Genomic DNA, 24,567 nt, shown 5'->3' on the forward strand with positions numbered 1-24,567 from the left:
GGTGCGCGGCATCTGCGCGTTGCGCCCGGGCGCCGAGGGCTTCTCCGAAAACATCGTCGTGCGCTCCATTCTCGGCCGCTTCCTGGAGCATTCGCGGATCATCCATTTCCGCAACATCAACGAATTCTGGATCGGCAGCGCCGACATGATGCACCGCAATCTCGATCGGCGCGTGGAGGTGCTGGTGCAGGTGAAGGATCCCAAGCTCACCGGGCAGCTGGACGAATTGTTCGAATCCGCACTGGATCCGTCCACCCGGTGCTGGGAACTGGGACCCGACGGGCAGTGGACCCCGGCGCCACAAGAAGGCCATACCGTGCGCGACCACCAAGTATCGTTGATGGAGCGCCATCGCAGTCCCTAGCTCTGTGCGGTGATTTCGGAGTTGTTCTTTCGGGCCGCACCTCGTTGCGTGCGGCCCTGAGGTGAATTGATCTGCAGGAGTTGAGGTGCCGACCCATAACTCGTCCACCGATCGGCGCTCGGGAAGCCGAGTGGTCTATGCCGCCGGCGCGGTGCTGTGGCGACCCGGCGATGCCGACGCCGCCGACCACGACATCGAGATCGCCGTCATCCACCGGCCGCGGTACGACGACTGGTCACTGCCCAAGGGCAAGGTGGACCCCGGCGAGACGGCCCCGGTGGCCGCCGTGCGCGAGGTGCAGGAGGAGACGGGCCAGCACGCGATCCTCGGCCGGCGGCTGAACCTGGTCAGCTATCCGATCGAGGCGGGCGTCAAAAAGGTCTTCTACTGGGCCGCGCGCGCCACCGGCGGCGAGTTCGTGCCCGGCCACGAGGTGGACGGGTTGGTGTGGCTGCCCATCGCCGAGGCGATGCAGAAGCTCGACTATGCGCAGGATCGAAAAGTGTTGCGCCACTTCAACAAAAAGCCCGCGGACACCCATACCTTATTGGTCGTCCGGCATGGCACGGCCGGGCGCAAATCGCGCTTCTCCGGCGATGACGCCAAGCGGCCGCTGGACAAACGCGGACGCGCGCAGGCCGAGGCGCTGGTTCCGCAGCTGCTCGCCTTCGGGGCGTCGCAGGTGTATGCGGCCGACCGCGTGCGCTGCCACCAGACCGTGGAACCGCTTGCCGAGGAGTTGGGCGTGCCCGTACACAACGAGCCCACCCTCACCGAAGAGGCCTACGCCAAGAATGCGAAACGCGGCCGCCACCGAATGCTCGATATCGCCGAGCAGCACGGCACGGCGGTTGTCTGCACTCAGGGCAAGGTGATTCCGGACCTGATCGCGTGGTGGTGTGAGCGCGACGGCGTGCGGCCCGACAAATCGCGCAACCACAAGGGCAGCACCTGGGTGCTGTCATTGTCTGGCGGGAAGTTGGTGGCCGCCGACCACATCGGTGGCGCGCTGGCCGCCAACGTCCGGGCCTAGCGTGATGGCGGCGGCCCGCCGCACCCGGCTTCGCCGCGCTTGCGACCGCCGCAGCGTGATGGCGGCGGCCCGCCGCTAAGCGCACGAATACCCTTCGGGGGCACCGCTGCCGCCCGAAGGGTACTCGTGTCTAGAACTTGACTCCGCTTACTTGCGACCGCGGCGCGCGGTCGTCTTCTTGGCCGCGGCCTTCTTGGCCGGGGCCTTGGTCGCGGCCTTCTTGGCCGGAGCCTTGGTCGCGGCCTTCTTGGCCGGGGCCTTGGTCGCGGCCTTCTTGGCCGGAGCCTTGGTCGCGGCCTTGCGGGCCGGCGCCTTCTTGGCCGCGGTCTTCTTGGCCGGAGCCTTCTTGGCCGCAGCCTTCTTGGCCGGAGCCTTCTTCGCGGCGGTCTTCTTGGCCGCGCCACCACCGGCTACCACACCGCGCTTGACGGCCGGGCCGTCCGACGGGAGGCGCTGTGCGCCAGACACAACCGCTTTGAATTGGGCACCGGGGCGGAACGCCGGGACGGACGTCGGCTTAACCTTCACCGTCTCACCGGTCCGCGGGTTGCGGGCAACCCGCGCTGCGCGGCGCCGCTGTTCGAAAACGCCGAACCCGGTGATGGTGACGCTGTCGCCCTTGTGTACCGCACGCACAATGGTGTCGACAACGTTCTCGACCGCGGCGGTCGCCTGTCGACGGTCCGTGTTCAATTTAGTTGTGAGCACATCAATGAGCTCTGCCTTGTTCATCAATCCCTCCGACACTAGTGGTCCTCGATTTGAACCGACTAGTGGACACGGTAAACCCTCACCCAGCAAATTTCCAAGAGCCACGCGCAATTTCACGGCAAGGCGTCCGCCGTTTTCGCAATCCGGTTGCCGCCCTTGACCGGTGGCGGCCGTAAAAATCGGCTCGGTTTAGTTAGCCGATCAAGCAGAAAATCGGCCGCGGCCGACCGTTCAGGAGGTGGGCACAGTGCGCGGTTTCCACTCCGGGTAAGCCTTCTCGAATGACTCGATATCGTCGAGTTTCCGCAGCGTAAGGGCTATATCGTCGAGCCCCTCGAGCAATCGCCAAGCGGTGTGGTCGTCAATCTTGAACGGCAGCACCGTCGTTCCCGCGGTGATATTTCGATCTTGAAGATTGACAGTGATTTCCAAGCCCGGGCTTCCCTCGATGAGCTTCCAGAGCAGCTCCACCCCGTCCTGGGAAACTTCGGCCGCCAGCAGCCCGGCCTTGCCGGCGTTGCCCCGGAAAATGTCACCGAATCGAGACGAGATGACCACCCGGAACCCATAGTCCATCAGCGCCCACACCGCATGCTCGCGTGAGGAGCCCGTCCCGAAATCGGGTCCGGCCACTAGCACTGACCCCCGGTCAAAGGGGCTGAGGTTTAGCACGAATGACGGATCCGACCGCCAGCTGGCGAACAAGCCGTCCTCGAAACCGGTTCGGGTGACGCGCTTCAAATACACCGCCGGAATGATCTGATCCGTGTCGACATTGGAGCGCCGCAGCGGCACACCGATACCGGTGTGGGTGTGAAAAGCTTCCATGCTCAATCCCTTCGCAGTCGGATACGTCAGCTCAAATCGGCTGGAGCGGACAATGTGCCGCGAACCGCGGTCGCCGCCGCAACGGCCGGCGACACCAAATGCGTGCGGCCGCCTTTACCCTGGCGCCCTTCGAAGTTGCGGTTGGACGTCGCCGCGCACCGCTCCCCCGGCGCAAGCTGGTCGGGATTCATCCCCAGGCACATCGAGCAGCCCGCTTGGCGCCATTCGGCGCCCGCGGCGGTGAAAACCTCGCCCAGCCCTTCGGCTTCGGCCTGAGCGCGCACCCGCATCGAGCCCGGCACGACGAGCATCCGCACCCCGGGCGCGACCTTGCGACCGCGCAACACGTCGGCGACGACGCGCAAGTCTTCGATACGACCGTTGGTACAAGAGCCCACGAACACCGTGTCGACGGCGATGTCACGCATCGGCGTGCCGGGTCGAAGGTCCATGTATGCCAACGCTTTCTCGGCCGCCTGGCGCTGCCCGTCGTCGGTCATCAGCTCGGGATCCGGCACCGCATCGGCCAGCGGCACGCCCTGGCCGGGGTTCGTCCCCCACGTCACGAACGGGCTCAGCGACGCGGCGTCGAGGTAGACCTCGGTGTCGAATTCCGCGCCGGGGTCGGTGTGCAGCTGCTCCCAATAGCGCATCGCCGCATCCCATTGCGCACCTTGGGGCGCGTGCGGACGGTCACGCAGGAAATCGAATGTGGTGTTGTCCGGAGCCACCATTCCCGCCCGGGCACCGGCTTCGATGCTCATATTGCAGACGGTCATCCGGCCCTCCATCGACAGCGATTCGATGGCGCTGCCGCGATATTCGATGACGTGCCCCTGTCCACCGCCGGTACCGATCTTGGCGATCAGGGCCAGAATGATGTCCTTGGCCGTCACGCCGGCGGGCAGCTGCCCATCGACATTGACCGCCATCGTCTTGAACGGCCGCAGCGGCAACGTCTGGGTGGCCAGCACATGCTCGACCTCCGAGGTGCCAATTCCCATGGCCAGTGCGCCGAATGCGCCGTGGGTCGACGTGTGACTGTCCCCACAGACGATCGTCATTCCCGGCTGGGTGAGGCCCAGCTGCGGCCCGACCACGTGCACGATGCCCTGCTCGACATTGCCCATGGGATATAGCCGCACACCGAATTCGGCACAATTTCGCCGCAATGTCTCGACCTGGGTGCGCGACACCGGGTCGGCAATCGGCTTGTCGATATCGATGGTCGGGACGTTGTGATCCTCGGTCGCCAGCGTCAAATCGGGACGGCGGACCGGCCGGCCGGCCAGGCGCAGGCCGTCGAAGGCCTGCGGGCTGGTGACTTCGTGCACCAGGTGCAGATCGATGTAGATCAAGTCGGGCGCCCCTCCTTGCTCCGAGGCACCCCCGGACACCACAACGTGGTCTTCCCAGACTTTTTCGGCCAGAGTGCGCGGTTTGGTGGCGGCCGCCGCCGCCCCTTGATCGGTTCCCATATCGGACTCGCCTCAATTCGCCTCGATTAGCGGCCTCGCCGATCATCCGGGCTGGGATCTCAGAATGCGAGACGCTAGTATCTTCTTATGAGACAGCATAGCGGTATCGGCGTCCTGGACAAAGCCGTGGGTCTGCTGCACACGGTCTCTCAATCACCCTGTGGGTTGGCCGAACTGTGTGAGCGCACCTCGTTGCCCCGCGCCACGGCATACCGGCTGGCGGCCGCCCTTGAAGTCCACCGCCTGCTGGCGCGCGACGACGAAGGACGCTGGCTGCTCGGCCCGGCCGTCACCGAACTCGCGGCCCATGTCAACGATCCGCTGCTGGCCGCCAGCAACGCGGTGCTGCCGCTGTTGCGCGAGACCACGGGCGAAAGCGTGCAGCTGTACCGCCGCGAGGGCACCGACCGGGTGTGCGTGGCCGCGCTGGAACCCGCTGCCGGCCTTCGCGATACGGTCCCGATCGGGGCGCGACTGCCGATGACGGCCGGGTCGGGGGCGAAAGTCCTACTGGCCCATAGCGACGCGGCCACCCAGAAAGCGGTGCTCGCGACGGCGAAATTCACCGAACGCACGCTGGCCGAAGTGCGCCGGCGCGGCTGGGCCCAGAGCGTGGCCGAGCGCGAGCCGGGGGTGGCGAGTGTGTCGGCGCCAGTGCGTGACAGCCGCGGTGCCGTCGTCGCGGCCATCTCGGTGTCGGGGCCCATCGACCGGATCGGCCGGCGCCCGGGGGCCCGCTGGGCGGCCGATCTGCTGTCCGCCGCCGAGGCGCTCACCCGTCGCCTCTGAGCCACCAGCGCACAGCGGATGGCGCCCGGCCTGACAGACTGACCGCCATGGGAACCAATCAGCGCGCGAGCATCGTCATGTCCGAAGACGAGATCGCCGATTTCGTCGTCAACAGCCGCACCGGCACCCTGGCCACCATCGGCGCCGACGGCCAGCCCCACCTGACCGCCATGTGGTACGCCGTCGTCGACGGCGAGATCTGGCTGGAGACCAAGGTCAAGTCGCAAAAGGCCGTCAACCTCAAGCGCGACCCGCGGGTGAGCTTTCTGATCGAGGACGGCCACACCTACGACACACTGCGCGGGGTGTCCTTCGAGGGCGTCGCCGAAATCGTCGACGATCCCGACGTCTCACACCGCGTGGGCGTCAGCGTCTGGGAGCGCTACACCGGTCCCTACACCGACGACATGAAGCCGTTCGTGGAGCAGATGATGAACAAGCGGGTCTGCGTTCGCATCGTGGCCCGGCGGGCACGCTCGTGGGATCACCGCAAACTCGGATTGCCGGCCATGCCGGTGGGTGGATCGACAGCACCGGCGGTCTTGGGGACCGACCAGTAGCTGCGATATTTGTAGCCCCGATGGGATTCGAACCCACGCTACCGCCGTGAGAGGGCGGCGTCCTAGGCCGCTAGACGACGGGGCCAGAAACGATCCAGAGACGATCCGGAGTGCCAGCATAGCTCACGCCGCTAAGCCCACCTAATCGCTTGAGGCGGAGTGAGTTTTGCTGGGGTACCAGGACTCGAACCTAGAATGGCTGAACCAGAATCAGCTGTGTTGCCAATTACACCATACCCCATTGGCCGCCTAAACCGCTGGTCAGCGTCGATTGCGGACGTTCATGAGCTCTGTGTAGTCCGCCGCCGCCAGCCGTCGTCGGCTTTCGTAAACCGCAGTGCAGACTACCAAAGTCTGGCCGGGCACTGCGCACGCGCGGTCGTCCTCGCTCAGCCGGGGTCCCGCCCGGCCGTCTCACGCGCCGCCCGCAGCCGCGCCAGGCTGCGGTCGCGGCCAAGCAACTCCAGCGACTCGAACAACGGCGGGCTGATCGTCGTCCCGGTGGCCCCCACCCGGATCGGACCAAACGCCTTGCGCGGTTTGAGCCCCAGTCCGTCGATGAGGGCTGCCTTGAGCGCGGCTTCGAGCTCCGGCGCCGTCCAGTCCGCCACTCCGTCCAGGGCGGCCAGCGCCGCGTCCAGCACCGCGGCGCCGTCCGATCCGAGTTCTTTGGCGGCCGCCTTGGGGTCGATTGCGTACTCGTCGTCGTTCAGGAACCTCAGCAGGTCCCAGGCGTCGCCGAGCACCACGATCCGGGTCTGCACCAACTCGGCGGCGGTGGCGAAGGCGGCGTCGTCCAGTCCGAGGCGATGACCGTGAGTGTCGAGATAGGCGCGCAGCCTGGCGGTGAAGTCGTCGACCGTGAGCAGCCGAATGTGCTCGGCGTTGAGCGCGTCGGCCTTCTTCTGGTCGAAGCGGGCGGGATTGGAGTTGACGTTGACCACATCGAAGGCGGCGACCATCTCCTCGAGGCTGAACACGTCGTGGTCGTCGGCGATGGCCCAGCCGAGCAAGGCGAGATAGTTGAGCAGGCCTTCGGGGATGAAGCCCCGGTCGCGGTGGGCGAACAGGTTGGACTGCGGGTCGCGCTTGGAGAGTTTTTTCGTTCCCTCCCCCAATACCGTTGGCAGGTGGGCGAACTGCGGTGTGCGCTCGGCCACACCGATCCGGATCAGCGCCTGATACAGCGCCAGCTGCCGCGGGGTCGACGGCAGCAGATCCTCACCGCGCAGCACGTGGGTGATCTTCATCAGCGCGTCGTCGACCGGGTTCACCAAGGTGTACAACGGTTCTCCGTTGGCGCGGGTCAACGCGAAGTCGGGCAGGGTGCCGGCCGCGAAAGTGGTGGTCCCGCGCACCAGGTCGTCCCAGCTGAAATCCTGATCGGGCATCCGCAACCGGACCACCGGCTTGCGGCCCTCCGCCAGGAACGCGGCGCGCTGGGAATCGGTCAGCTGGCGGTCGAAATTGTCGTAGCCCAGCTTGGGATTACGGCCCGCGGCGACATGGCGCGCCTCGACCTCCTCCGGCGTGGAAAAGGCGTAGTAGGCTTCGCCCGTTTCGAGCAGCTTGGCCACCACATCGTGATAGATCTCACGGCGCAACGATTGTCGGTAAGGGCCGTAGGGTCCGCCCACCTCGGGCCCCTCGTCCCAATCCAGGCCCAGCCAGCGCAGCGCGTCGAGCAGCGCCAGATAGCTTTCCTCGCTGTCGCGCTGCGCGTCGGTGTCCTCGATGCGAAAGACGAAGGTGCCCCCGGTGTGTCGGGCGTAGGCCCAGTTGAACAGCGCCGTGCGGACCATGCCGACGTGCGGGGTGCCGGTGGGCGAGGGACAGAATCGGACCCGGACCGGGTGCGCTTGTGCGGGTGCAGTCACGATTTTCCTTTGCGGACCACGGGATTGGTGAGGGTGCCGATACCCTCGATGGTGATCGAGACGGTGTCACCGTCCTCGATGGGGCCGACACCGGCCGGCGTCCCGGTGAGGATGATGTCCCCGGGCAGCAGGGTCATCACGGCCGAGATCCACTCGACGATGGAGCCGATGTCGTGGATCAGCAGCGAGGTACGGCTGTGCTGCTTGACCTCGCCGTTGACCTCGGTACGCAATTCGAGATCGCCCGGGTCGAGCGGTTTGAGGTCGGTGACGATCCAGGGGCCGACCGGGCAGAAGGTGTCATGCCCCTTGGCCCGGGTCCACTGGCCGTCGGATTTTTGTTGATCGCGCGCCGACACGTCGTTGCCGATGGTGTAGCCGAGGATGTTCTCCGCGGCCTGGGCGGCCGAGACGTCCTTGCAGGGCCGGCCGATCACCACCGCCAGCTCGCCCTCGAAGTGCACCGGTGAAGCGTTGGCGGGCAACCGAATCGGCACGTTGGGCCCGATGATCGCGGTGTTGGGCTTGAGGAAGATCACCGGGTCGACCGGGGCGGGGCCGGTCATCTCCTTCATCTCGGCGATGTGATCGGTGTAGTTCTTTCCGATGCACACCACCTTGCTGGCCAGTATCGGGGCGAGCAGCCGCACGTCGGCCAGCGGCCATGACCGGCCGGTGAAGTTGGGCGTGCCGAATGGATGTTCGGCGATCTCCCGCGCGATCATCTCGGCGGGGTCGTTGAGATCGCCTTCGATACTGACGAAGGCGACACCGTCCGGGCTGGCGATTCGACCAAGGCGCATTCGGTTGAGCCTAGTGAGGGTCGCGAGCGCGGCGAAGCCGGGCGTGGCGGGCCCGCACCATCCGGCCCAGTGAGGGTCGCGAGCGCGGCGAAGCCGGGCGTGGCGGGCCGTCACGATCGAGCCCAATCTGGCGACGATGCGGGCCGGGACGGCCCGAGGAGGAGCGTCACCATCGGGCCCGCAACTTGGCCACCAATGGCGAGCAACGGCACAAGTCCTACCCCTAAAATTCCCGCCGGTATGCAAGCATGGGGAATGCAGACCGAGCCCGCCGCGACGCCCGAAATCGGCACGGCCGCGCGCTGGTCGATCATGATCGTTTCGCTGCTGGCGACGGCGAGTTCGTTCCTCTTCATCAACGGCGTCGCGTTCCTCATCCCGTCGCTGCAAGGCGCGCGCGGGATCCGGCTCGACGAGGCGGGCCTGCTGGCCTCGATGCCCAGCTGGGGCATGGTGGTCACGCTGGTGCTCTGGGGGTACGTGCTGGACCGGGTCGGCGAACGGGTGGTGATGGCCACCGGCTCGGCCCTTACCGCGATAGCGGCCTACGCCGCCGCGTCGGCGCATTCGATGGTGCTGATCGCCGTCTATCTGTTTCTCGGCGGCATGGCCGCGGCCAGCTGCAACACGGCCGGCGGGCGGCTGGTGTCCGCGTGGTTCCCGCCACATCAGCGCGGGCTGGCCATGGGCATCCGCCAGACCGCCCAACCCCTGGGAATCGCCTTGGGCGCGATGATAATTCCCGAGCTCGCCGAACACGGGCCGCAGGCCGGCCTGCGGTTCACCGCGCTGGCGTGTGCGCTCGGGGCGATCGTGAGCGTGGTCGGCATCGTCGACCCGCCGCGCAAGCCCCGCGCCAGCGCGAGCGATCAGGAACTGGCCAGCCCATACCGAGGATCGTTGACGCTGTGGCGAATTCACGCGGTGGCCGGGCTGATGATGATGCCGCAGACGGTCACCGTGACGTTCATGCTGGTGTGGCTGATCCGAAATCTGCACTGGTCGGTCGCGGCCGCCGGCGCGTTGGTCACCCTGTCGCAGCTGCTCGGCGCGGCCGGCCGGGTGGCCGTGGGCCGCTGGTCGGATCGGCTGGGCTCGCGCATGCGGCCGGTGCGCTACATCGCGGCCGCCGCCGTGCTGACCCTGCTGCTGCTGGCGTGGGCCGATTACATGAACACCCGGTGGCAGTCGGTGCTGATGGTCGCCATCTCGGTGATCGCGGTGCTCGACAACGGGCTGGAAGCCACCGCCATCACCGAATTCGCCGGGCCGTACTGGAGCGGTCGGGCCCTGGGCATCCAGAACACCACCCAGCGGATGATGGCGGCCGCCGGTCCCCCGCTGTTCGGTGCCTTGATCTCGGCCGCGAAGTATCCGCCGGCATGGGTGCTGTGCGCGCTGTTCCCCTTGGCGGCAATGCCTTTGGTGCCCACGCGATTGCTGCCGCCCGGGTTGGAGACTAGAGCCCGGCGGCAATCCGTTCGCCGACTTCGGTGGTGGCGCGCCGTTCGTTCCCACGCGTTGCCAGATATTGCTCGACGGCCCGGTCCACCCGCTTAGCCGCGGCGTCCTCGCCGAGGTGGGCCAGCAGCAGCGCCACCGACATGATGGCGGCGGTCGGATCGGCGATGCCCTGGCCGGCGATGTCCGGCGCGCTGCCATGGACGGGCTCGAACATCGACGGGTTGGTTCGGGTGCCGTCGATATTTCCACTGGCGGCCAAGCCAATTCCGCCGCACACCGCTGCCGACAGGTCGGTGATGATGTCGCCGAACAGGTTGTCGGTGACGATCACGTCGAAGCGACCGGGGTCGGTGACCATGAAGATGGTCGCGGCGTCGATGTGTTGGTAGGCCACTTCGACGTCGGGATAGTCCTGGCCCACCTCGGCCACGATGCGCGACCACAGCTTGCCGGCGAAGGTCAGCACGTTGGTTTTGTGCACCAGCGTCAAATGCTTTCGGCGCCGCTGCGCCCGTTCGAACGCATCGGCCACCACGCGGCGCACACCGAATGCCGTGTTCTGGCTTACCTCGGTGGCGACTTCGTTGGGCGTTCCGACGCGGATGGCGCCGCCGGTGCCGGTGTAGGGCCCTTCGGTTCCCTCGCGCACCACCACGAAGTCGATCTCGGGGTTGCCGGCCAGCGGGCTGTTCACGCCCGGATAGAGCCGGCCCGGGCGCAGGTTGATGTGATGGTCGAGCTCGAAACGCAGGCGCAGCAACAAGCCTCGCTCCAGCACGCCGCTGGGCACCGATGGGTCACCGATGGCCCCGAGCAGGATGGCGTCATGCCCGCGCAGCTCGTCGACGACGGAGTCCGGCAGTAGCTCGCCGGTGGCGTGGTATCGGCGCGCGCCCAGGTCGTAGCTCCTCTTGTCCACCCCGGGCAGCACCGCGTCGAGGACCTTGACGGCCTCGGCCACTACCTCCGGGCCGATGCCGTCACCTTCGATGATGGCAAGCTTCATCGGCGCCGCTCCTCATCGCTAAGCTCTGCATCGTCGCTGGCGCGCTTCACGAAAGATCAACCACCTCAAGCTTGTTGGCGCCCACGGCCGCGCCGATTTCGGCCCGCACGTCGCCCGGCACGTCACGGTCCAGACGCAGCAGGATCGTCGCACTCGGGCCCTCGGCGTCCTCGGAGAGTTGCGCGGCCTCGATGTTCACCCCGGCCGAACCGAGCAGGGTGCCGATCTTGCCCAGCGCGCCGGGCTGGTCGACATAGTTGATCACCAGGTTGATACCGCGGGCACGCAGATCGAAGTTGCGGCCGTTGATCTGCACGATCTTCTCCACCAGCTGCGGGCCCGACAGGGTGCCCGCAACGTTAACGGCGGTGCCGTCGGGCGCGACCGCGCGCACGTCGACCACGCTGCGGTGGTTCGGGCTCTCCGAGGCCGTGCCGATCTCGGCGGTGATGCCGCGTTCTTCGGCCAGCGCCGGTGCGTTGACGAACGTCACCGGCCCCTCGACGACGGCCGAGAACAACCCGCGTAGGGCCGAAAGCTTAAGCACCTCAACGTCTTCGGAGGCGAGCTCGCCGCGCACCTGCACCGACAAGGAGACCGGCGGGCCGTCGGAAAGCGTGGCGGCCAGCAACCCGAGCTTGCGCACCAGGTCCAGCCAGGGCGCCACCTCCTCATTGACCACCCCGCCGCCGACGTTGACCGCGTCGGGGACGAATTCCCCGGCCAGAGCTAGCTTCACGCTCGCCGCGACGTCGGTGCCGGCCCGGTCCTGCGCCTCTTCGGTCGATGCCCCCAGATGCGGCGTGACCACCACCTGCGGCAGCTCGAACAGCGGGCTGTCGGTGCAGGGTTCCTTGGAGAAGACGTCGATGCCGGCCGCGCGGACGTGGCCGCTGCGCACCGCGTCGGCCAGCGCCGCCTCGTCGACCAGACCACCGCGGGCCGCGTTGACGATGATGACGCCCGGCTTGGTCTTGGCCAGCGCGTCCTTGTCGATCAGGCCCGCGGTCTCGGGTGTCTTCGGCAGGTGCACCGAGATGAAGTCGGCGCGGCCCAGCAGCTCGTCCAGCGTCAACAGTTCGATGCCCAGCTGCGCGGCCCGGGCCGGCGACACGTAGGGGTCGTAGGCTATCAGGTGAGTCCCGAAGGCGCTGAGCCGCTGGGCGACCAACTGCCCGATCCGGCCCAGCCCCACCACGCCGACCGTCTTGCCGAAGATCTCGGTGCCCGAGAACGACGACCGCTTCCAGGCGTGCTCGCGCAGTGAGGCGTCGGCGGCCGGCACCTGGCGGGCCGCCGACAGCAACAGCGCCAGCGCGTGCTCGGCGGCGCTGTGGATGTTCGACGTCGGCGCGTTCACCACCAGCACACCGCGCTCGGTGGCGGCGTCGACGTCGACGTTGTCCAGACCCACCCCGGCGCGGGCGACGATCTTCAGCTTGGGCGCCGCCGCCAGCACCTCGGCGTCGACCGTGGTGGCCGAACGCACCAGGAGCGCATCGGCCTCCGGCACGGCCGCCAGCAGCTTCTCCCGGTCGGGGCCGTCTACCCAGCGCACCTCGACCTGGTCACCGAGGGCGGCGACGGTTGATTCGGCGAGTTTGTCGGCAATGAGTACAACAGGCAGATTCACCCGGCCAGCCTATCGGCTGTAATTGACGCGTGGACGTCACCATCGTCGGCAGCGGACCCAATGGGCTGACCGCTGCCGTAATCTGCGCCCGGGCCGGTCTGAAAGTGCAGGTCGTCGAAGCTCAGCCGACGTTTGGCGGGGGCGCGCGCACCGCACCCGACCCAGATTCTGCGGGAGTCTTGCACGACATCTGCTCGGCGGTGCACCCCCTGGCGTTGGCGTCGCCGTTCTTCGCCGAATTCGATTTGCGCGCGCGCGGCGTGCGTCTGACGGTGCCGGACATCTCCTACGCCAACCCGCTGCCCGGGCGTCCGGCGGCCATCGCCTACCGCGACCTGGACCGCACCTGCGCCGAGCTCGAGCACGGTGCGTCCTTCAGGCGCCTGCTGGGTCCGCTGGTCGAGCGTTCCGACGACGTGGTGGCCCTGCTGCTGGGCGACAAACGGTCCATCCCGAACTCGCTGCCCTCGGCGCTGCGGCTGGGCCTGCGGATGCTGGCCCAGGGGACCCCGGCGTGGGGGACGTTGGCCGGCGAGGACGCCCGCGCACTGTTCACCGGCGTTGCCGCCCATATCATTTCGCGGATGCCGTCGCTGACCGCGGCCGGCGCCGGGATGATGCTGGCCACCCTGGCGCATTCGGTCGGCTGGCCGATTCCGGTGGGCGGCAGTCAGGCGATCACCGACGCCCTGATCGCCGACCTGCGCGCACACGGTGGCGAGCTGACGGCGGGCACGGAGGTCACCGAACCGCCTGACGGGGTCGTGGCCTTCGACACCGCGCCGACCGCGCTGCTGCGGATCTACGGTGACGCCCTGCCCGCCCGCTACGCGAAAGCGTTGCGGCGCTACACGTTTGGTCCCGGCGTCGCAAAGGTGGACTTCGTGCTGAGCGACGAGATCCCGTGGTCGGACGAGCGGCTGCGGCAGGCCCCGACGCTGCACCTCGGCGGCAGCCGGGCCCAGATGGCGCGCGCCGAGGCCGACATCGCCGCCGGCCGGCACGCGCAGTGGCCCATGGTGCTGGCGGCGTCGCCGCACGTCGCCGACCCCGGCCGCATCGACGCCACCGGCCGCCGCCCGTTTTGGACCTATGCCCACGTGCCGTCGGGGTCCACCGTCGACGCGACCGAAGCGGTGACCGCGGTCGTCGAGCGCTTCGCCCCCGGCTTCCGTGACGTGGTGGTGGCCGCGCGCGCGGTGCCGGCCGCGCGGTTGTGCGAGCACAACGCGAACTACGTCGGCGGCGACATCGGGGTGGGCGGCAACTCGGCCTGGCGGGCGATCGCCGGGCCCACGCCGCGGTTAAACCCGTGGCGCACACCGGTTCCCAAGGTCTATCTGTGTTCCGCGGCCACCCCGCCGGGCGGCGGTGTGCACGGCATGGCCGGCTACTACGCGGCGCGCACGTTGCTGCGCCGGGAATTCGGGATCGACACGATGCCGGATCTGCGGCCTACGATGACGCCGTGACGAAACTCGCGATCATCTACTACTCGGCCACCGGCCATGGCACCACGATGGCGCAGCGCGTTGCCGCCGCGGCCGAGAAGGCGGGGGCCGAGGTCCGCCTGAGACACATCGCCGAAACGCAGGATCCCGAATCCTTCGCCCACAACCCGGCCTGGACGGCCAACTACGAGGCCACCAAAGACCTTCCGGCCGCCACCGGCGACGACATCGTCTGGGCCGACGCGGTGATCTTCGGTTCACCGACCCGCTTCGGCTCTCCGGCAGCGCAATTGCGCGCGTTCCTCGACTCGCTGGGCGGGCTGTGGGCGCAGGGCAAACTCGCCGACAAGGTGTACGCGGGCTTCACGTCATCGAACACCGTGCATGGCGGTCAGGAATCCACCCTGCTCTCGCTGTACATCACGCTGATGCATTTCGGCGGCATCATCGTGCCCCCGGGCTACACCGACCCGTCGAAGTTCGTCGACGGCAATCCCTACGGGGCGAGCCTGGTCACCACCCACGACAACATCGAGGACATCGGTGAGGTCACCGACACGGCCCTCGAGCATCTGGCCATTCGGGTGGTGACGATCGCCGACCGGCTCCGCGACACTTAAACCACGCACACGACACGCCGTAAACGGTCGCCGTAGTTTAAGTTTCGCGGGCGGCGGTACCAGGTAGCGCGAAAGCGCTAGGCGGTCTCGGTGATCGGCCGGTCGACCCAGCTCATCAGGTCGCGCAGCTTCTTGCCGGTGACCTCGATGGGGTGCTCGGCGTTCTCCTTGCGCAACTGCTCGAGCTGCTTGTTGCCACCCTCGACGTTGGCGACCAACTTCTTGGTGAACTCGCCGCTTTGGATGTCGCGCAGGATCTCGCGCATCCGCTCCTTGGTGCCGGCGTCGATCACGCGCGGACCGGACAGGTAGCCGCCGAACTCCGCGGTGTCGGACACCGAGTAGTTCATCCGCGCGATGCCGCCCTCGTACATCAGGTCGACGATCAGCTTGAGCTCGTGCAGCACCTCGAAGTAGGCCATCTCCGGCGGGTAGCCCGCCTCGACCATCACGTCGAAACCGGTCTTCACCAATTCCTCTGTGCCACCGCACAACACGGCCTGCTCACCGAACAGGTCCGTCTCGGTCTCGTCCTTGAAGGTGGTCTTGATGACGCCGGCGCGAGTGCCGCCGATGGCCTTGGCATAGGACAGGGCCAGCGCCTCGCCGTCGCCGTTCGGGTCCTGGTCGACGGCGATCAGCGCGGGCACACCCTTGCCGTCGACGAACTGGCGGCGCACCAGGTGCCCCGGGCCCTTCGGTGCCACCATGGCGATGGTGACGTTGGCCGGCGGCTTGATCAGGTCGAAGTGGATGTTGAGGCCGTGGCCGAAGAACAACGCGTCCCCATCCTTGAGGTTGGGTTCGATGTCGTTCTTGAAGATGTCGGCCTGCGCGGTGTCGGGCGCCAGCAGCATGATCACGTCGGCCCACTTGGCGACCTCGGCGGGGGTGTCCACGTCCAGGCCCTGCTCTTCGACCTTGGCCCGCGACTTCGACCCCTCCTTCAGGCCCACCTTCACCTGCACGCCGGAGTCGCGCAGGCTCAGCGAGTGCGCGTGTCCTTGGCTGCCGTATCCGATGACACCGACCTTGCGACCCTGGATGATCGTCAGGTCCGCATCGTCGTCGTAGAACATTTCTAATGCCACTGTTGAATATCTCCTTGTGTGTTACTTGGCCGTGCCGATTCCGCGTGGACCGCGAGACAGCGCCACCACTCCCGATTGGACGATTTCGCGAATCCCGAAAGGTTCCAGGATCCGCAGCAGCGCCTCGATCTTGCCGCGGTCGCCCGTCGCCTCGATCGTCAACGCCTCGGTGGAAACGTCGATCACCTTGGCGCGGAACAGGTTCACCGCCTCGATGACCTGACTGCGGGTGCCCGCGTCGGCGCGGACCTTGATCAACGCCAATTCCCGCGACACCGAGTTGTCGTCATCGAGCTCGACGATCTTGATGACGTTGATCAGCTTGTTGAGCTGCTTGGTGATCTGCTCGAGCGGGGTCTCCTCGGCGGAGACCACGATCGTCATCCGCGACATGTCCTTTTGCTCGGTGGCACCGACCGCCAGCGATTCGATGTTGAAGCCGCGCCGGCTGAACAGCGCCGCCACGCGGGCGAGCACACCGGGTTTGTCCTCGACCAGCACCGAGAGGGTATGCGTTTGCATCAGGCGTGCCCTTCGCTCTCGTCGTCGAAGAGCGGACGGATGCCGCGGGCCGCCTGGATCTCGTCGTTGCTGGTACCGGCGGCCACCATCGGCCACACCTGCGCGTCGGCGCCGACGATGAAGTCGATCACCACCGGGCGGTCGTTGATCGCACGCGCCTGGTTAATCACCTCTTCCACGTCGTCCTCACGCTCGCAACGCAATCCGACGCAACCCAGCGCCTCGGCCAGCTTCACGAAGTCCGGGATCCGATGCGAATGCGTCGCCAGATCGGTCTGCGAGTAGCGCTCCTCGTAGAACAGCGTCTGCCACTGGCGCACCATGCCCAGGTTGCCGTTATTGATCAGCGCCACCTTGATCGGCACGCCTTCGATCGCGCAGGTGGCCAGCTCCTGGTTGGTCATCTGGAAACAGCCGTCGCCGTCGATGGCCCACACCTCGGCCTCGGGGCGCGCCATCTTGGCCCCCATGGCCGCCGGGATGGCGAAACCCATGGTGCCCAACCCGCCCGAGTTCAGCCAGGTGCGCGGCTTCTCGTAGGAGATGAACTGGGCCGCCCACATCTGGTGCTGGCCCACGCCGGCGACGTACAGGGCGTCGGGACCGGCGATCTGGCCGAGCTTTTCGATGACGTATTCCGGGCCGAGGCTGCCGTCACTCTGCGGCCCGTAGCTCAGCGGATAGGTGGACTGGACCTCGTTGAGGTAGGCCCACCATTCGGTCATATCGAGCTTGCCGGGGATCCCGTCGTGGCGCAGCAACTCGAGCAGCTCGATGATGACGGCCTTAACGTCGCCCACGATCGGCACGTCGGCGTGGCGGTTCTTGCCGATCTCGGCGGGGTCGATGTCGGCGTGAATGACCTTGGCTTCCGGGGCGAAGGTGTCCAGCTTCCCGGTCACCCGGTCATCGAAGCGGGTCCCCAGCGCGATCAGCAGGTCGCTGCGCTGCAGGGCGGCCACCGCGGCGACCGTGCCGTGCATGCCGGGCATGCCCATGTGCTGCTTGTGGCTGTCGGGGAACGCGCCGCGCGCCATCAGCGTGGTCACCACGGGGATGCCGGTCAGCTCGGCCAGCTCGCGCAGCTGCTCGGTCGCGTCACCGCGGATGACCCCGCCGCCGACGTAGAGCACCGGCTTGCGGGAGGCCGCGATCAGTTTGGCGGCCTCCCGGATCTGCCGGCTGTGCGGTTTGGTGTTCGGCTTGTAGCCGGGCAAGTCCAGGCGGGGCGGCCAGCTGAACGTGCACTGGCCCTGCAGCACGTCCTTGGGGATGTCGACCAGCACCGCTCCGGGACGCCCCGAGGAGGCGATGTGGAACGCCTCGGCCAGCACCTGCGGGATCTCGTTACCCGAGCGGACCAGGAAGTTGTGCTTGGTGATCGGCATCGTGATGCCCGAGATGTCGGCTTCCTGGAAGGCGTCGGTGCCGATCAGCGAGCGTCCGACCTGGCCGGTCACGGCCACCACGGGAATCGAGTCCATCTGGGCGTCGGCCAGCGGGGTCACCAGGTTGGTCGCGCCGGGGCCCGAGGTCGCCATGCAGACACCGACCTTGCCGGTGGCGTGGGCGTAGCCGCTGGCGGCGTGGCCGGCGCCCTGCTCGTGACGGACCAGCACGTGGCGCAGCTTCTGCGAGTCGAACAGCGGGTCATAGACGGGCAGCACCGCGCCGCCGGGAATGCCGAAGATGACCTCTACGCCGAGTTCCTCCAGCGAACGAATCACCGATTGGGCGCCGGTAAGTTGTTCGGGCCCAATGCGTTTCGGCTTACCGGCCGCAGACTTCGCGGCGGGCTTGGCCGCGTCCGTGGCGATGTCGGCAGCGTCCGGTGTCGCGGCGGGGTGCTGCCTGATGGGAGCGCTCACTGTCGTTTTCGTCCTTATTCATTTCCGGGAATCTCGCTGGGGCAACAAAAAACCCCCGACAGCTCATCTGCTGCACGAGGGTTGCGCGTTGGTGCTGGATTGCTTCACATGCTCAAACGCAAGTCAGCCGCCAACGCGCCGACTAATTACTACGAGCATCCCGGGCTTTCCGGCGGTATCCATAGCGTCCGACGGTAGCCTTCGCACAGCTCAGCAGTCAAATCCGTGCCCGCTCACCAGGCGGGTTGACCGCCGTTACGCCGGGTGAGTGCGGCCGGAACCGGTCCCGCGCGCGGGGTGAAATGATGGTGGGGTGGCTAGCGGCTCGTCTCCCCAAACCCCGTCCCAGGCGCCCGTCGTGATCAAGGTGTCGCCGATCGCGCATCTGGCCGTCGGGTTCTTGACGCTGGGGTTGCTGATACCGGTGATGCTCTGGGCGCCGTCGTTGCCGCTGCTGATCCTGCCGATACTGCTGTCGGCGTTGATCATCCGGCTACGCACCGTCGCCGACGACCGGGGCGTGACCGTCCGGACGCTGCTGGGCAGCCGGCAGGTGCCCTGGGAGGAGATCGACGGGCTGCGTTTCCACCGCGGTTCGTGGGGTCGCGCGCGCCTCAAGAGCGGCGAAGAGCTGCGGTTGCCCGCGGTCACGTTCTCCACGCTGCCGCAGCTGACGCAGGCCAGCGCCGGGCGGGTCCCCAACCCCTACCAGTGACAGTGGCTGGTCAGCCGATCGGATTCACGCCGTTGAGCGCCACCCACACCCCGACACCGGCGGCGATGCCGGCCAGCAGCGCGACAAAGGAGCCGATGAAGGGCCGATGCGCCCAACCGCGGCGCGCGTCCAGGCCATACCGGCCGGGTCCGCACAGCACGACCGCGACGGCCAGCACGATCAGGGTGATCTGGTATTCGTGGCCCTCGGGCAGGAAGAACGAGAAGTTGCGGGTATGCGGCCGCACCGAGACGCTGGCCAGCAGGCCGTTGATCAAGAACGCCAACGCGCCCGCCGCGGCGACCGGCGTGAACAAGCCCAGTACCAGCAGCACACCCGCCACGACCTCACCGCCGGCGCTCACGTAGGCGAGGATGTCCGCGTGCTGGTAGCCGACATCGGACAGTGAGTTCTTGAAGCCCGTCACGCCCGAGCCACCCCACCAGCCGAACAGCTTCTGCAGCCCGTGGGCGCCGAGCACCACGCCCAGCCCGACGCGCAGCAGCAGCAAACCGAGGTGCTGCGTTCCGCGCCGGCCGACATCGTGCAGCCGGTCGTGGTGTTCGTCGTCGGCGAGGTCGGCCTCGGGAGCCGCGTTCCGGGCCGCCGAATGCGGCTGCACGTAGGGCAGGGGCTCCTGCTGTTCCAGCAGGTTGTAGCCCCCGGCCCCGGAGCCGGCGACCGCGGCCGCGGCGCCATACGGGATGACGGTGGTGGTCCCGGTGGACGGGTTGAAGTCGCCGGGATAGCCGACCGGCGTCAGGTCATCTTCGGGATCGACCAGCCGCGCCGAGGCGGGGCGTCCCGGGGTCGGCTCCGGGGATTCGCCGGGGCGTTGCCAATGTGCGTCATTCGGTTGACTGGTCACGGGTGTCAGGGTAAGGGCATTCCGTCCTGAATTGGGGATTTGAGCGGCGCTTTCGCCTGGCAATCGGTGGTTTGCCCGTCAAACCGGGCCGGATCGACCCGAAATCGCCTTCCGGGCCCGTTTCGGCGGTCCGTGACGCGAGATCGCGCATGGTCGACGGTGGCGCGCGGCCGGCCTCCGATCGGGCCTTCGGCGGCGGGCACGAGGGACGTGTGTGGCGGCGCCGCCGACAGTGTCCGTAGCCTGACGGTCATGCGACTAGAGCGAGCGGAGCGGTCGGTTCGGCGCGGGTTTGCCGCGCTGTGCGCCCTCGTGCTGGTGACAAGCGGGTGCGCGCGCTTCAACGACGCCCAATCGCAGCCGTTCACCACCGCGCCCGAGCTCAAGCCGCAACCCAGCTCGACGCCTCCCCCGCCGCCGCCGCTGCCGCCCACGCCGTTCCCCAAGGCGTGCCCCGCCCCCGGCGTGATGCAGGGCTGCCTGGAGAGCACCAGTGGCCTGATCATGGGCCCGGACAGCAAAACCGCGCTGGTCGCCGAGCGCACCACCGGCGCGGTCAAGGAGATCTCGGTCAACGCCGAACCGAAGGTGAAGACGGTGATCCCGGTCGACTCGTCCGGCGACGGCGGTTTGATGGACATCGTGATGTCGCCCACCTACACCCAGGACCGCCTGATGTACGCCTACATCAGCACGCCCACCGACAACCGGGTGATCCGCGTGGCCGACGGCGACATCCCCAAGGACATCCTGACCGGGATCCCCAAGGGCGCCACCGGAAACACCGGGGCGTTGATCTTCACCAGCCCCACCACGCTGGTCGTGATGACCGGTGACGCGGGCAATCCGGCGCTGGCCGCCGACCCCAAGTCGCTGGCCGGCAAGGTGCTGCGGATCGAGCAGCCGACCACCGTGGGCCAGGCGCCGCCGACGACGGCGCTGTCCGGCGTGGGTGCCGGCGGCGGCCTGTGCACCGACCCGGTTGACGGCTCGCTGTACGTCGCCGACCGCACCCCGACGGCAGATCGGTTGCAGCGCATCACCAAAACGTCCGATGTGTCCACGGTGTGGACCTGGCCGGACAAACCCGGCGTGGCAGGCTGCGCCGCGATGGACGGGACCGTGCTGGTCAACTTGATCAACACCAAGCTGACGGTCGCGGTCCGGCTGGCGCCGGCCACCGGCGCGGTCACCGGTGAACCCGACGTCGTCCGCAAGGACACCCACGCCCACGCCTGGGCGCTGCGCATGTCGCCGGATGGAAACGTCTGGGGCGCAACGGTCAACAAGACGGCCGGAGATGCCGAGAAGCTGGACGACGTGGTGTTCCCGCTCTTCCCCCAGGGCGGCGGTTTCCCGCGCAACAGCGACGACAAGAGCTAGGCCGGTTCTCGATCCGCCGAGTGTGCAGTTTACGACGGCGTATCGGCGTGTCGCGCCGTGGATCACACGCTCGACGCGCAGCTGGGCCGGGTCAGCCCTGGCCGCAGGCGGCCAACACCAATTCGCGTACCCGCGCGGCGTCGGCCTGGCCGCGGGTGGCCTTCATCACCGCGCCGACGATCGCGCCGGCCGCGGCCACCTTGCCGCCGCGAATCTTTTCTGCCACATCGGGATTGGCGGCCAACGCCTCGTCGACGGCGGCCTGGGTCACCGAGTCGTCACGCACCAGGGCCAGACCGCGCGCGGTGATCACCTCGTCGGGCTCGCCCTCCCCGGCCAGCACGCCCTCGACGACCTGGCGGGCCAGCTTGGTGGACAGCTTGCCCTCGTCCACCAGCGCCACGACGGCGGCGACCTGGGCCGGCGTGATGGCCAGCTCGTCCAGCGCCACGTTGGCCTCGTTGGCCTTCTGCATCAAGAAGTTTCCCCACCAGGCGCGGGCCTGTTCGCTGGAGGCGCCGTGCGCGATGGTCGCGGTGACCAATTCGATCGCCCCGGCGTTGACCAGGTCGCGCATCACCTCGTCGGAGATGCCCCACTCGTCCTGAATGCGCTTGCGGCTCAACCACGGCAGCTCGGGGATGGACGCGCGCAGCCGCTCGACCAGTTCGCGGCTGGGCGCGACGGGCTCGAGGTCCGGCTCGGGGAAATACCGGTAGTCCTCGGCCGTTTCTTTGGTGCGGCCCGGGCTCGTGTAGCCACCGGTCTCGTGAAAGTGCCGGGTTTCCTGGATGATTCGACCACCCGAGGCCAGAACCGCGGCCTGGCGCTGCATTTCGTAGCGCACCGCCACCTCGACGCTCTTGAGCGAGTTGACGTTCTTGGTCTCGGTCCGGGTGCCGAACTCGCTCGCACCGGTGGGTTTGAGCGACACATTGGAGTCACATCGCATGGAGCCCTGGTCCATGCGGACGTCGGATACGCCTAAGGCGCGCAACAGGTCTCGCAACGCCGTCACATAGGCGCGGGCGATCTGCGGCGCCCGGGCTCCGGCGCCCTCGATGGGCTTGGTGACGATTTCGATCAGCGGCACGCCGGCGCGGTTGTAGTCGATCAGCGACGTGGTCGCGCCGTGGATGCGGCCCGTCTCACTGCCGATGTGGGTGAGCTTGCCGGTGTCTTCCTCCATGTGTGCGCGCTCGATCTCGACCCGCCAGGTGGTGCCGTCCTCCAGCGGCGCCTCCAGGTAGCCGTTGATGGCGATCGGCTCGTCGTATTGCGAAATCTGGTAGTTCTTGGGCTGGTCCGGGTAGAAGTAGTTCTTCCGGGCGAAGCGGCACCACGGGACGATCTCGCAGTTCAGCGCCAGCCCGATGCGAATGGCCGACTCGACCGCGGCCTGGTTGAGCACGGGCAGCGAGCCGGGCAGGCCCAGGCACACCGGGCACACCTGGGTGTTGGGTTCGGCGCCGAACGCGGTGGTGCATCCGCAGAACATCTTGGTGACGGTGGACAGCTCCACATGCACCTCGAGGCCGAGTACCGGATCGAAACGCGCGATGACGTCGTCGAAGTCCATCAGATCGGCGCTGGCGGCAACACTCATGCGCTCGATCCTAGTGGTGATCGCGAGCGCGGCGGAGCCGGGCGAAGCGGGTCACCACCGACCAACCTAGTGGTGATCGCGAGCGCGGCGGAGCCGGGCGAAGCGGGTCACCCCCGACCAACCTAGTGGTGATCGCGAGCGCGCTCCCCTCCCCTGCCGGGGAACATCTCGGCCAGCGCGGCAGCCAGCTCGAGATAGCTGCGCCGGCTCTCCTTGCTCAATCGGTCCAGCGCGATCTTTCGTCCCTCGTGGACGTGCCGATCGAACGGCAGCACCACCGTGGCCCCGACGCGGGCGGACAGCCGGTCGAGTTCGGTGACGGCCACGGCGTCGACCTTGGCCGGCTCGACATGGTTGACGGCCAGCACCGTCCACTGGATCAGGGATTGATAGCCGTTGTGGCACAACCAATCCAGCGTCGCCCGAGTTTTGCGTATCGCATCGATGGCGGGACTGGTCACCACCACCAGGGCACGCGATTCCGGCAGAACAGCGTCCATCACAGCGGAATTGAGTGTTTTCACACAGTCGACCAACACCACCGAATACTGGTTTCGCAGCATCGAGAAAGCCCGCAGCATGTCGTGCCGTTCCAGGCGCCAGTCGCTGTCCGGCAGCCCGAGCACTTCCAGGCCGAAGCCGTTCATGTACGTCAGCGCGCGAATGTCCTTGTAGTGCGGCGCCGGGTTGCCGTGCAACAAGTCGGCCAGGCTGTGCGGGTTGCGGCGGCCGTGGCGTTCCGACAGGTCGCCGGCGTCGATGTCGAGGGCGAGCACCCGGTCGTCGCGTACCGCCGCGAACGTCGACCCCAGCGCCTCCACCACCGTGGTCTTACCGACCCCGCCCTTGAGGTTGAGCACGGCGATCGGGAAGGCACCGCCGACGGTTGCGCGGATGCGCCGCCGCAGCTCGTTCTCGTACGCCGTGTTCTTGCCCGGGCCAAGCTCGATGCCGGTCACGCGGTGCAGCAGCTGCCGCCAGTCGAACCGATTGGCGGCGGTGTCTTGCGTGTCGAAGCGGTCCAGCGCCGTCGCCCCCAGCATCGGCTCGGGGCGCGCCGCCGCCGGCCGGGCCGGCCGGCGCGGTGGTGGCGGCGGTGGCGGTCCGCCCGGGTGTCGATGCGGTCCGCGGGCCTGCGGCACGGTGGCCGCCGCGGGGTCGGCGCCGGCGCGGCGGCCGGGCGGGCCCGGCTTATGGTTCGGCGGAACCGGTGGTCCCCCCGCTGCCGCGGATTGCTGAACGACTCCGCGAATCGCACCGCGGTGGCTCATACTCCCGGTATAACCCCTCACGGCCGGTCCGGAAACCACGAAAAGGTGGCGATCGCAAACCACCTGGATCGTTAGCGGGCTAATTCAGGCCGCGGTTCTCTGCGGTCCACCGAATGTTCGCCCTGTGGGCGCGTCTAACCGAAGAACGCGGCGGCGTCGTCGTAGCGGCTGTCGGGGACCAGCTTGAGCTGACGCACCGCGTCGGCCAACGGAACGCGGCCGATATCCTGCCCGCGTAGCGACACCATCTGGCCGTATTCCCCGGCGTGCGCGGCGTCGGCCGCGTTCACCCCGAACCGGGTGGCCAACACCCGGTCGTAGGCGGTCGGGGTACCGCCCCGCTGGACGTGACCGAGCACGGTCACCCGGACGTCCTTGTTGATCCGCTTCTCCACCTCGGCGCCGAGCTGGGCGGCCACGCCGGTGAACTTCTCGTGGCCGAATTCGTCAATCCCGCCTTCTCGCAACGCAATCGAACCGGGAATGGGCTTGGCGCCCTCGGCGACCACGCAGATGAAGTGCGAATCTCCGCGCTGGAAGCGCCTTTTCACCAGCCGGCAGACCTCTTCGACGTCGAAGGGCTGCTCGGGGATCAGGGTCATGTGTGCGCCCGACGCCAGACCGGC

At 67.7% G+C, this 24,567-nt stretch carries 22 protein-coding genes, 2 tRNA genes and 1 pseudogene; 9 read left to right on the forward strand and 16 right to left on the reverse strand.

Annotated elements, in window-relative coordinates:
- Together A5646_RS12670 and A5646_RS12675 are read left to right on the forward strand one after the other, a co-directional pair.
- Positions 1-364 (forward strand): annotated as a pseudogene (locus A5646_RS12670) (RNA degradosome polyphosphate kinase); the annotation flags it as partial.
- A gap of 85 nt (positions 365-449) precedes the next feature.
- Positions 450-1,397 (forward strand): NUDIX hydrolase, encoded by a 948-nt coding sequence (locus A5646_RS12675; protein ID WP_066862020.1) that lies wholly within the window; start codon positions 450-452, stop codon positions 1,395-1,397.
- 147 nt (positions 1,398-1,544) lie between these two features.
- Here A5646_RS12675 and A5646_RS12680 read toward each other — a convergent pair whose 3' ends face one another.
- The 3 genes from A5646_RS12680 to leuC all read right to left on the reverse strand — a co-directional run bounded on the left by A5646_RS12680 (position 1,545) and on the right by leuC (position 4,414).
- The gene (locus A5646_RS12680) at positions 1,545-2,129 is read right to left on the reverse strand and encodes an HU family DNA-binding protein (RefSeq protein ID WP_197505180.1); all 585 of its coding nucleotides are present in this window, start codon (positions 2,127-2,129) and stop codon (positions 1,545-1,547) included.
- Positions 2,130-2,339: 210 nt separating this feature from the next.
- Positions 2,340-2,936 carry a 3-isopropylmalate dehydratase small subunit gene (leuD, locus tag A5646_RS12685; protein WP_066862033.1) on the reverse strand — a complete coding sequence of 199 codons (597 nt, stop codon included), beginning with the start codon at positions 2,934-2,936 and terminating at the stop codon, positions 2,340-2,342.
- Positions 2,937-2,962: 26 nt separating this feature from the next.
- The gene (leuC, locus tag A5646_RS12690) at positions 2,963-4,414 is read right to left on the reverse strand and encodes a 3-isopropylmalate dehydratase large subunit (protein WP_067021963.1); all 1,452 of its coding nucleotides are present in this window, start codon (positions 4,412-4,414) and stop codon (positions 2,963-2,965) included.
- A gap of 87 nt (positions 4,415-4,501) precedes the next feature.
- On the opposite strand from leuC, the gene A5646_RS12695 reads away from it, so the two are divergent.
- Together A5646_RS12695 and A5646_RS12700 are read left to right on the forward strand one after the other, a co-directional pair.
- A complete protein-coding gene (locus A5646_RS12695; protein WP_066862039.1) occupies positions 4,502-5,203 on the forward strand; it encodes an IclR family transcriptional regulator in 702 nt (233 codons plus the stop codon).
- Between the two features lie 47 nt (positions 5,204-5,250).
- The gene (locus tag A5646_RS12700) at positions 5,251-5,763 is read left to right on the forward strand and encodes a pyridoxamine 5'-phosphate oxidase family protein (RefSeq protein WP_066862042.1); all 513 of its coding nucleotides are present in this window, start codon (positions 5,251-5,253) and stop codon (positions 5,761-5,763) included.
- A 12-nt stretch (positions 5,764-5,775) separates the two neighbouring features.
- On the opposite strand, the gene A5646_RS12705 is transcribed toward A5646_RS12700, so the two are convergent.
- The 4 genes from A5646_RS12705 to A5646_RS12720 all read right to left on the reverse strand — a co-directional run bounded on the left by A5646_RS12705 (position 5,776) and on the right by A5646_RS12720 (position 8,443).
- A tRNA-Glu gene (locus A5646_RS12705) sits at positions 5,776-5,848 on the reverse strand.
- 84 nt (positions 5,849-5,932) lie between these two features.
- Positions 5,933-6,004: transfer RNA gene (locus A5646_RS12710), tRNA-Gln, on the reverse strand.
- A 148-nt stretch (positions 6,005-6,152) separates the two neighbouring features.
- Positions 6,153-7,640 carry a glutamate--tRNA ligase gene (gene gltX, locus A5646_RS12715; protein ID WP_082984721.1) on the reverse strand — a complete coding sequence of 496 codons (1,488 nt, stop codon included), beginning with the start codon at positions 7,638-7,640 and terminating at the stop codon, positions 6,153-6,155.
- Positions 7,637-8,443 (reverse strand): fumarylacetoacetate hydrolase family protein, encoded by an 807-nt coding sequence (locus A5646_RS12720; protein ID WP_066862046.1) that lies wholly within the window; start codon positions 8,441-8,443, stop codon positions 7,637-7,639. The genes gltX and A5646_RS12720 overlap by 4 nt, the downstream gene beginning before the upstream one ends.
- 255 nt (positions 8,444-8,698) lie before the next feature.
- On the opposite strand from A5646_RS12720, the gene A5646_RS12725 reads away from it, so the two are divergent.
- On the forward strand, positions 8,699-10,003 hold the full coding sequence (locus A5646_RS12725; RefSeq protein ID WP_066862048.1) for an MFS transporter: 1,305 nt from the start codon (positions 8,699-8,701) through the stop codon (positions 10,001-10,003).
- Here the strand turns inward: A5646_RS12725 and A5646_RS12730 are convergent.
- Both A5646_RS12730 and serA read right to left on the reverse strand, forming a co-directional pair.
- Positions 9,903-10,913 carry a 3-isopropylmalate dehydrogenase gene (locus tag A5646_RS12730; protein WP_067021967.1) on the reverse strand — a complete coding sequence of 337 codons (1,011 nt, stop codon included), beginning with the start codon at positions 10,911-10,913 and terminating at the stop codon, positions 9,903-9,905. The two genes, A5646_RS12725 and A5646_RS12730, sit on opposite strands and share 101 nt — an antisense overlap.
- 46 nt (positions 10,914-10,959) lie before the next feature.
- Entirely contained in the window at positions 10,960-12,546 is a 1,587-nt protein-coding gene (serA, locus tag A5646_RS12735; protein ID WP_066862054.1) for a phosphoglycerate dehydrogenase, read from the reverse strand.
- A gap of 29 nt (positions 12,547-12,575) precedes the next feature.
- Here serA and A5646_RS12740 point away from each other — a divergent pair, with 29 nt between their 5' ends.
- Together A5646_RS12740 and wrbA are read left to right on the forward strand one after the other, a co-directional pair.
- On the forward strand, positions 12,576-14,018 hold the full coding sequence (locus tag A5646_RS12740) for an NAD(P)/FAD-dependent oxidoreductase (protein ID WP_067021969.1): 1,443 nt from the start codon (positions 12,576-12,578) through the stop codon (positions 14,016-14,018).
- Positions 14,015-14,617 (forward strand): NAD(P)H:quinone oxidoreductase, encoded by a 603-nt coding sequence (gene wrbA / locus A5646_RS12745; RefSeq protein ID WP_066862060.1) that lies wholly within the window; start codon positions 14,015-14,017, stop codon positions 14,615-14,617. Before A5646_RS12740 ends, wrbA begins: the two co-directional genes overlap by 4 nt.
- Positions 14,618-14,694: 77 nt before the next feature.
- Here wrbA and ilvC read toward each other — a convergent pair whose 3' ends face one another.
- The 3 genes from ilvC to A5646_RS12760 are packed head-to-tail and all read right to left on the reverse strand — an operon-like array spanning position 14,695 to position 18,098.
- Complete coding sequence (gene ilvC, locus A5646_RS12750) at positions 14,695-15,696, reverse strand: ketol-acid reductoisomerase (protein ID WP_112709537.1); 1,002 nt, start codon at positions 15,694-15,696, stop codon at positions 14,695-14,697.
- A gap of 33 nt (positions 15,697-15,729) precedes the next feature.
- Positions 15,730-16,230 (reverse strand): acetolactate synthase small subunit, encoded by a 501-nt coding sequence (gene ilvN, locus A5646_RS12755; protein WP_066862065.1) that lies wholly within the window; start codon positions 16,228-16,230, stop codon positions 15,730-15,732.
- Positions 16,230-18,098 (reverse strand): acetolactate synthase large subunit, encoded by a 1,869-nt coding sequence (locus A5646_RS12760; RefSeq protein WP_067021971.1) that lies wholly within the window; start codon positions 18,096-18,098, stop codon positions 16,230-16,232. The genes ilvN and A5646_RS12760 overlap by 1 nt, the downstream gene beginning before the upstream one ends.
- Before the next feature lie 358 nt (positions 18,099-18,456).
- Between A5646_RS12760 and A5646_RS12765 the strand changes: the two genes are divergently transcribed.
- Positions 18,457-18,813, forward strand: a complete 357-nt coding sequence (locus tag A5646_RS12765) for a PH domain-containing protein (protein WP_066862071.1) — start codon at positions 18,457-18,459, stop codon at positions 18,811-18,813.
- A 10-nt stretch (positions 18,814-18,823) separates the two neighbouring features.
- On the opposite strand, the gene A5646_RS12770 is transcribed toward A5646_RS12765, so the two are convergent.
- Positions 18,824-19,681, reverse strand: a complete 858-nt coding sequence (locus tag A5646_RS12770) for a DoxX family protein (RefSeq protein WP_066862074.1) — start codon at positions 19,679-19,681, stop codon at positions 18,824-18,826.
- 252 nt (positions 19,682-19,933) lie between these two features.
- On the opposite strand from A5646_RS12770, the gene A5646_RS12775 reads away from it, so the two are divergent.
- Positions 19,934-21,064 (forward strand): sorbosone dehydrogenase family protein, encoded by a 1,131-nt coding sequence (locus A5646_RS12775; RefSeq protein WP_067021978.1) that lies wholly within the window; start codon positions 19,934-19,936, stop codon positions 21,062-21,064.
- 91 nt (positions 21,065-21,155) lie between these two features.
- Here A5646_RS12775 and gatB read toward each other — a convergent pair whose 3' ends face one another.
- The 3 genes from gatB to A5646_RS12790 form a co-directional block, all read right to left on the reverse strand.
- Positions 21,156-22,670: an Asp-tRNA(Asn)/Glu-tRNA(Gln) amidotransferase subunit GatB gene (gene gatB, locus A5646_RS12780; RefSeq protein ID WP_067021973.1), complete on the reverse strand. Its 1,515-nt coding sequence runs from the start codon at positions 22,668-22,670 to the stop codon at positions 21,156-21,158.
- 122 nt (positions 22,671-22,792) lie between these two features.
- Positions 22,793-23,713, reverse strand: a complete 921-nt coding sequence (locus tag A5646_RS12785; RefSeq protein ID WP_067021976.1) for a MinD/ParA family protein — start codon at positions 23,711-23,713, stop codon at positions 22,793-22,795.
- Between the two features lie 362 nt (positions 23,714-24,075).
- Positions 24,076-24,567, reverse strand: a 492-nt coding sequence (locus tag A5646_RS12790; protein WP_197505181.1) for a 6-phosphofructokinase, incomplete at its 5' end; no start/stop codon positions are given.

Origin of the sequence: Mycobacterium sp. 1245499.0, from assembly GCF_001673615.1 — a bacterium.
Lineage (GTDB): Bacteria > Actinomycetota > Actinomycetes > Mycobacteriales > Mycobacteriaceae > Mycobacterium > Mycobacterium europaeum_A.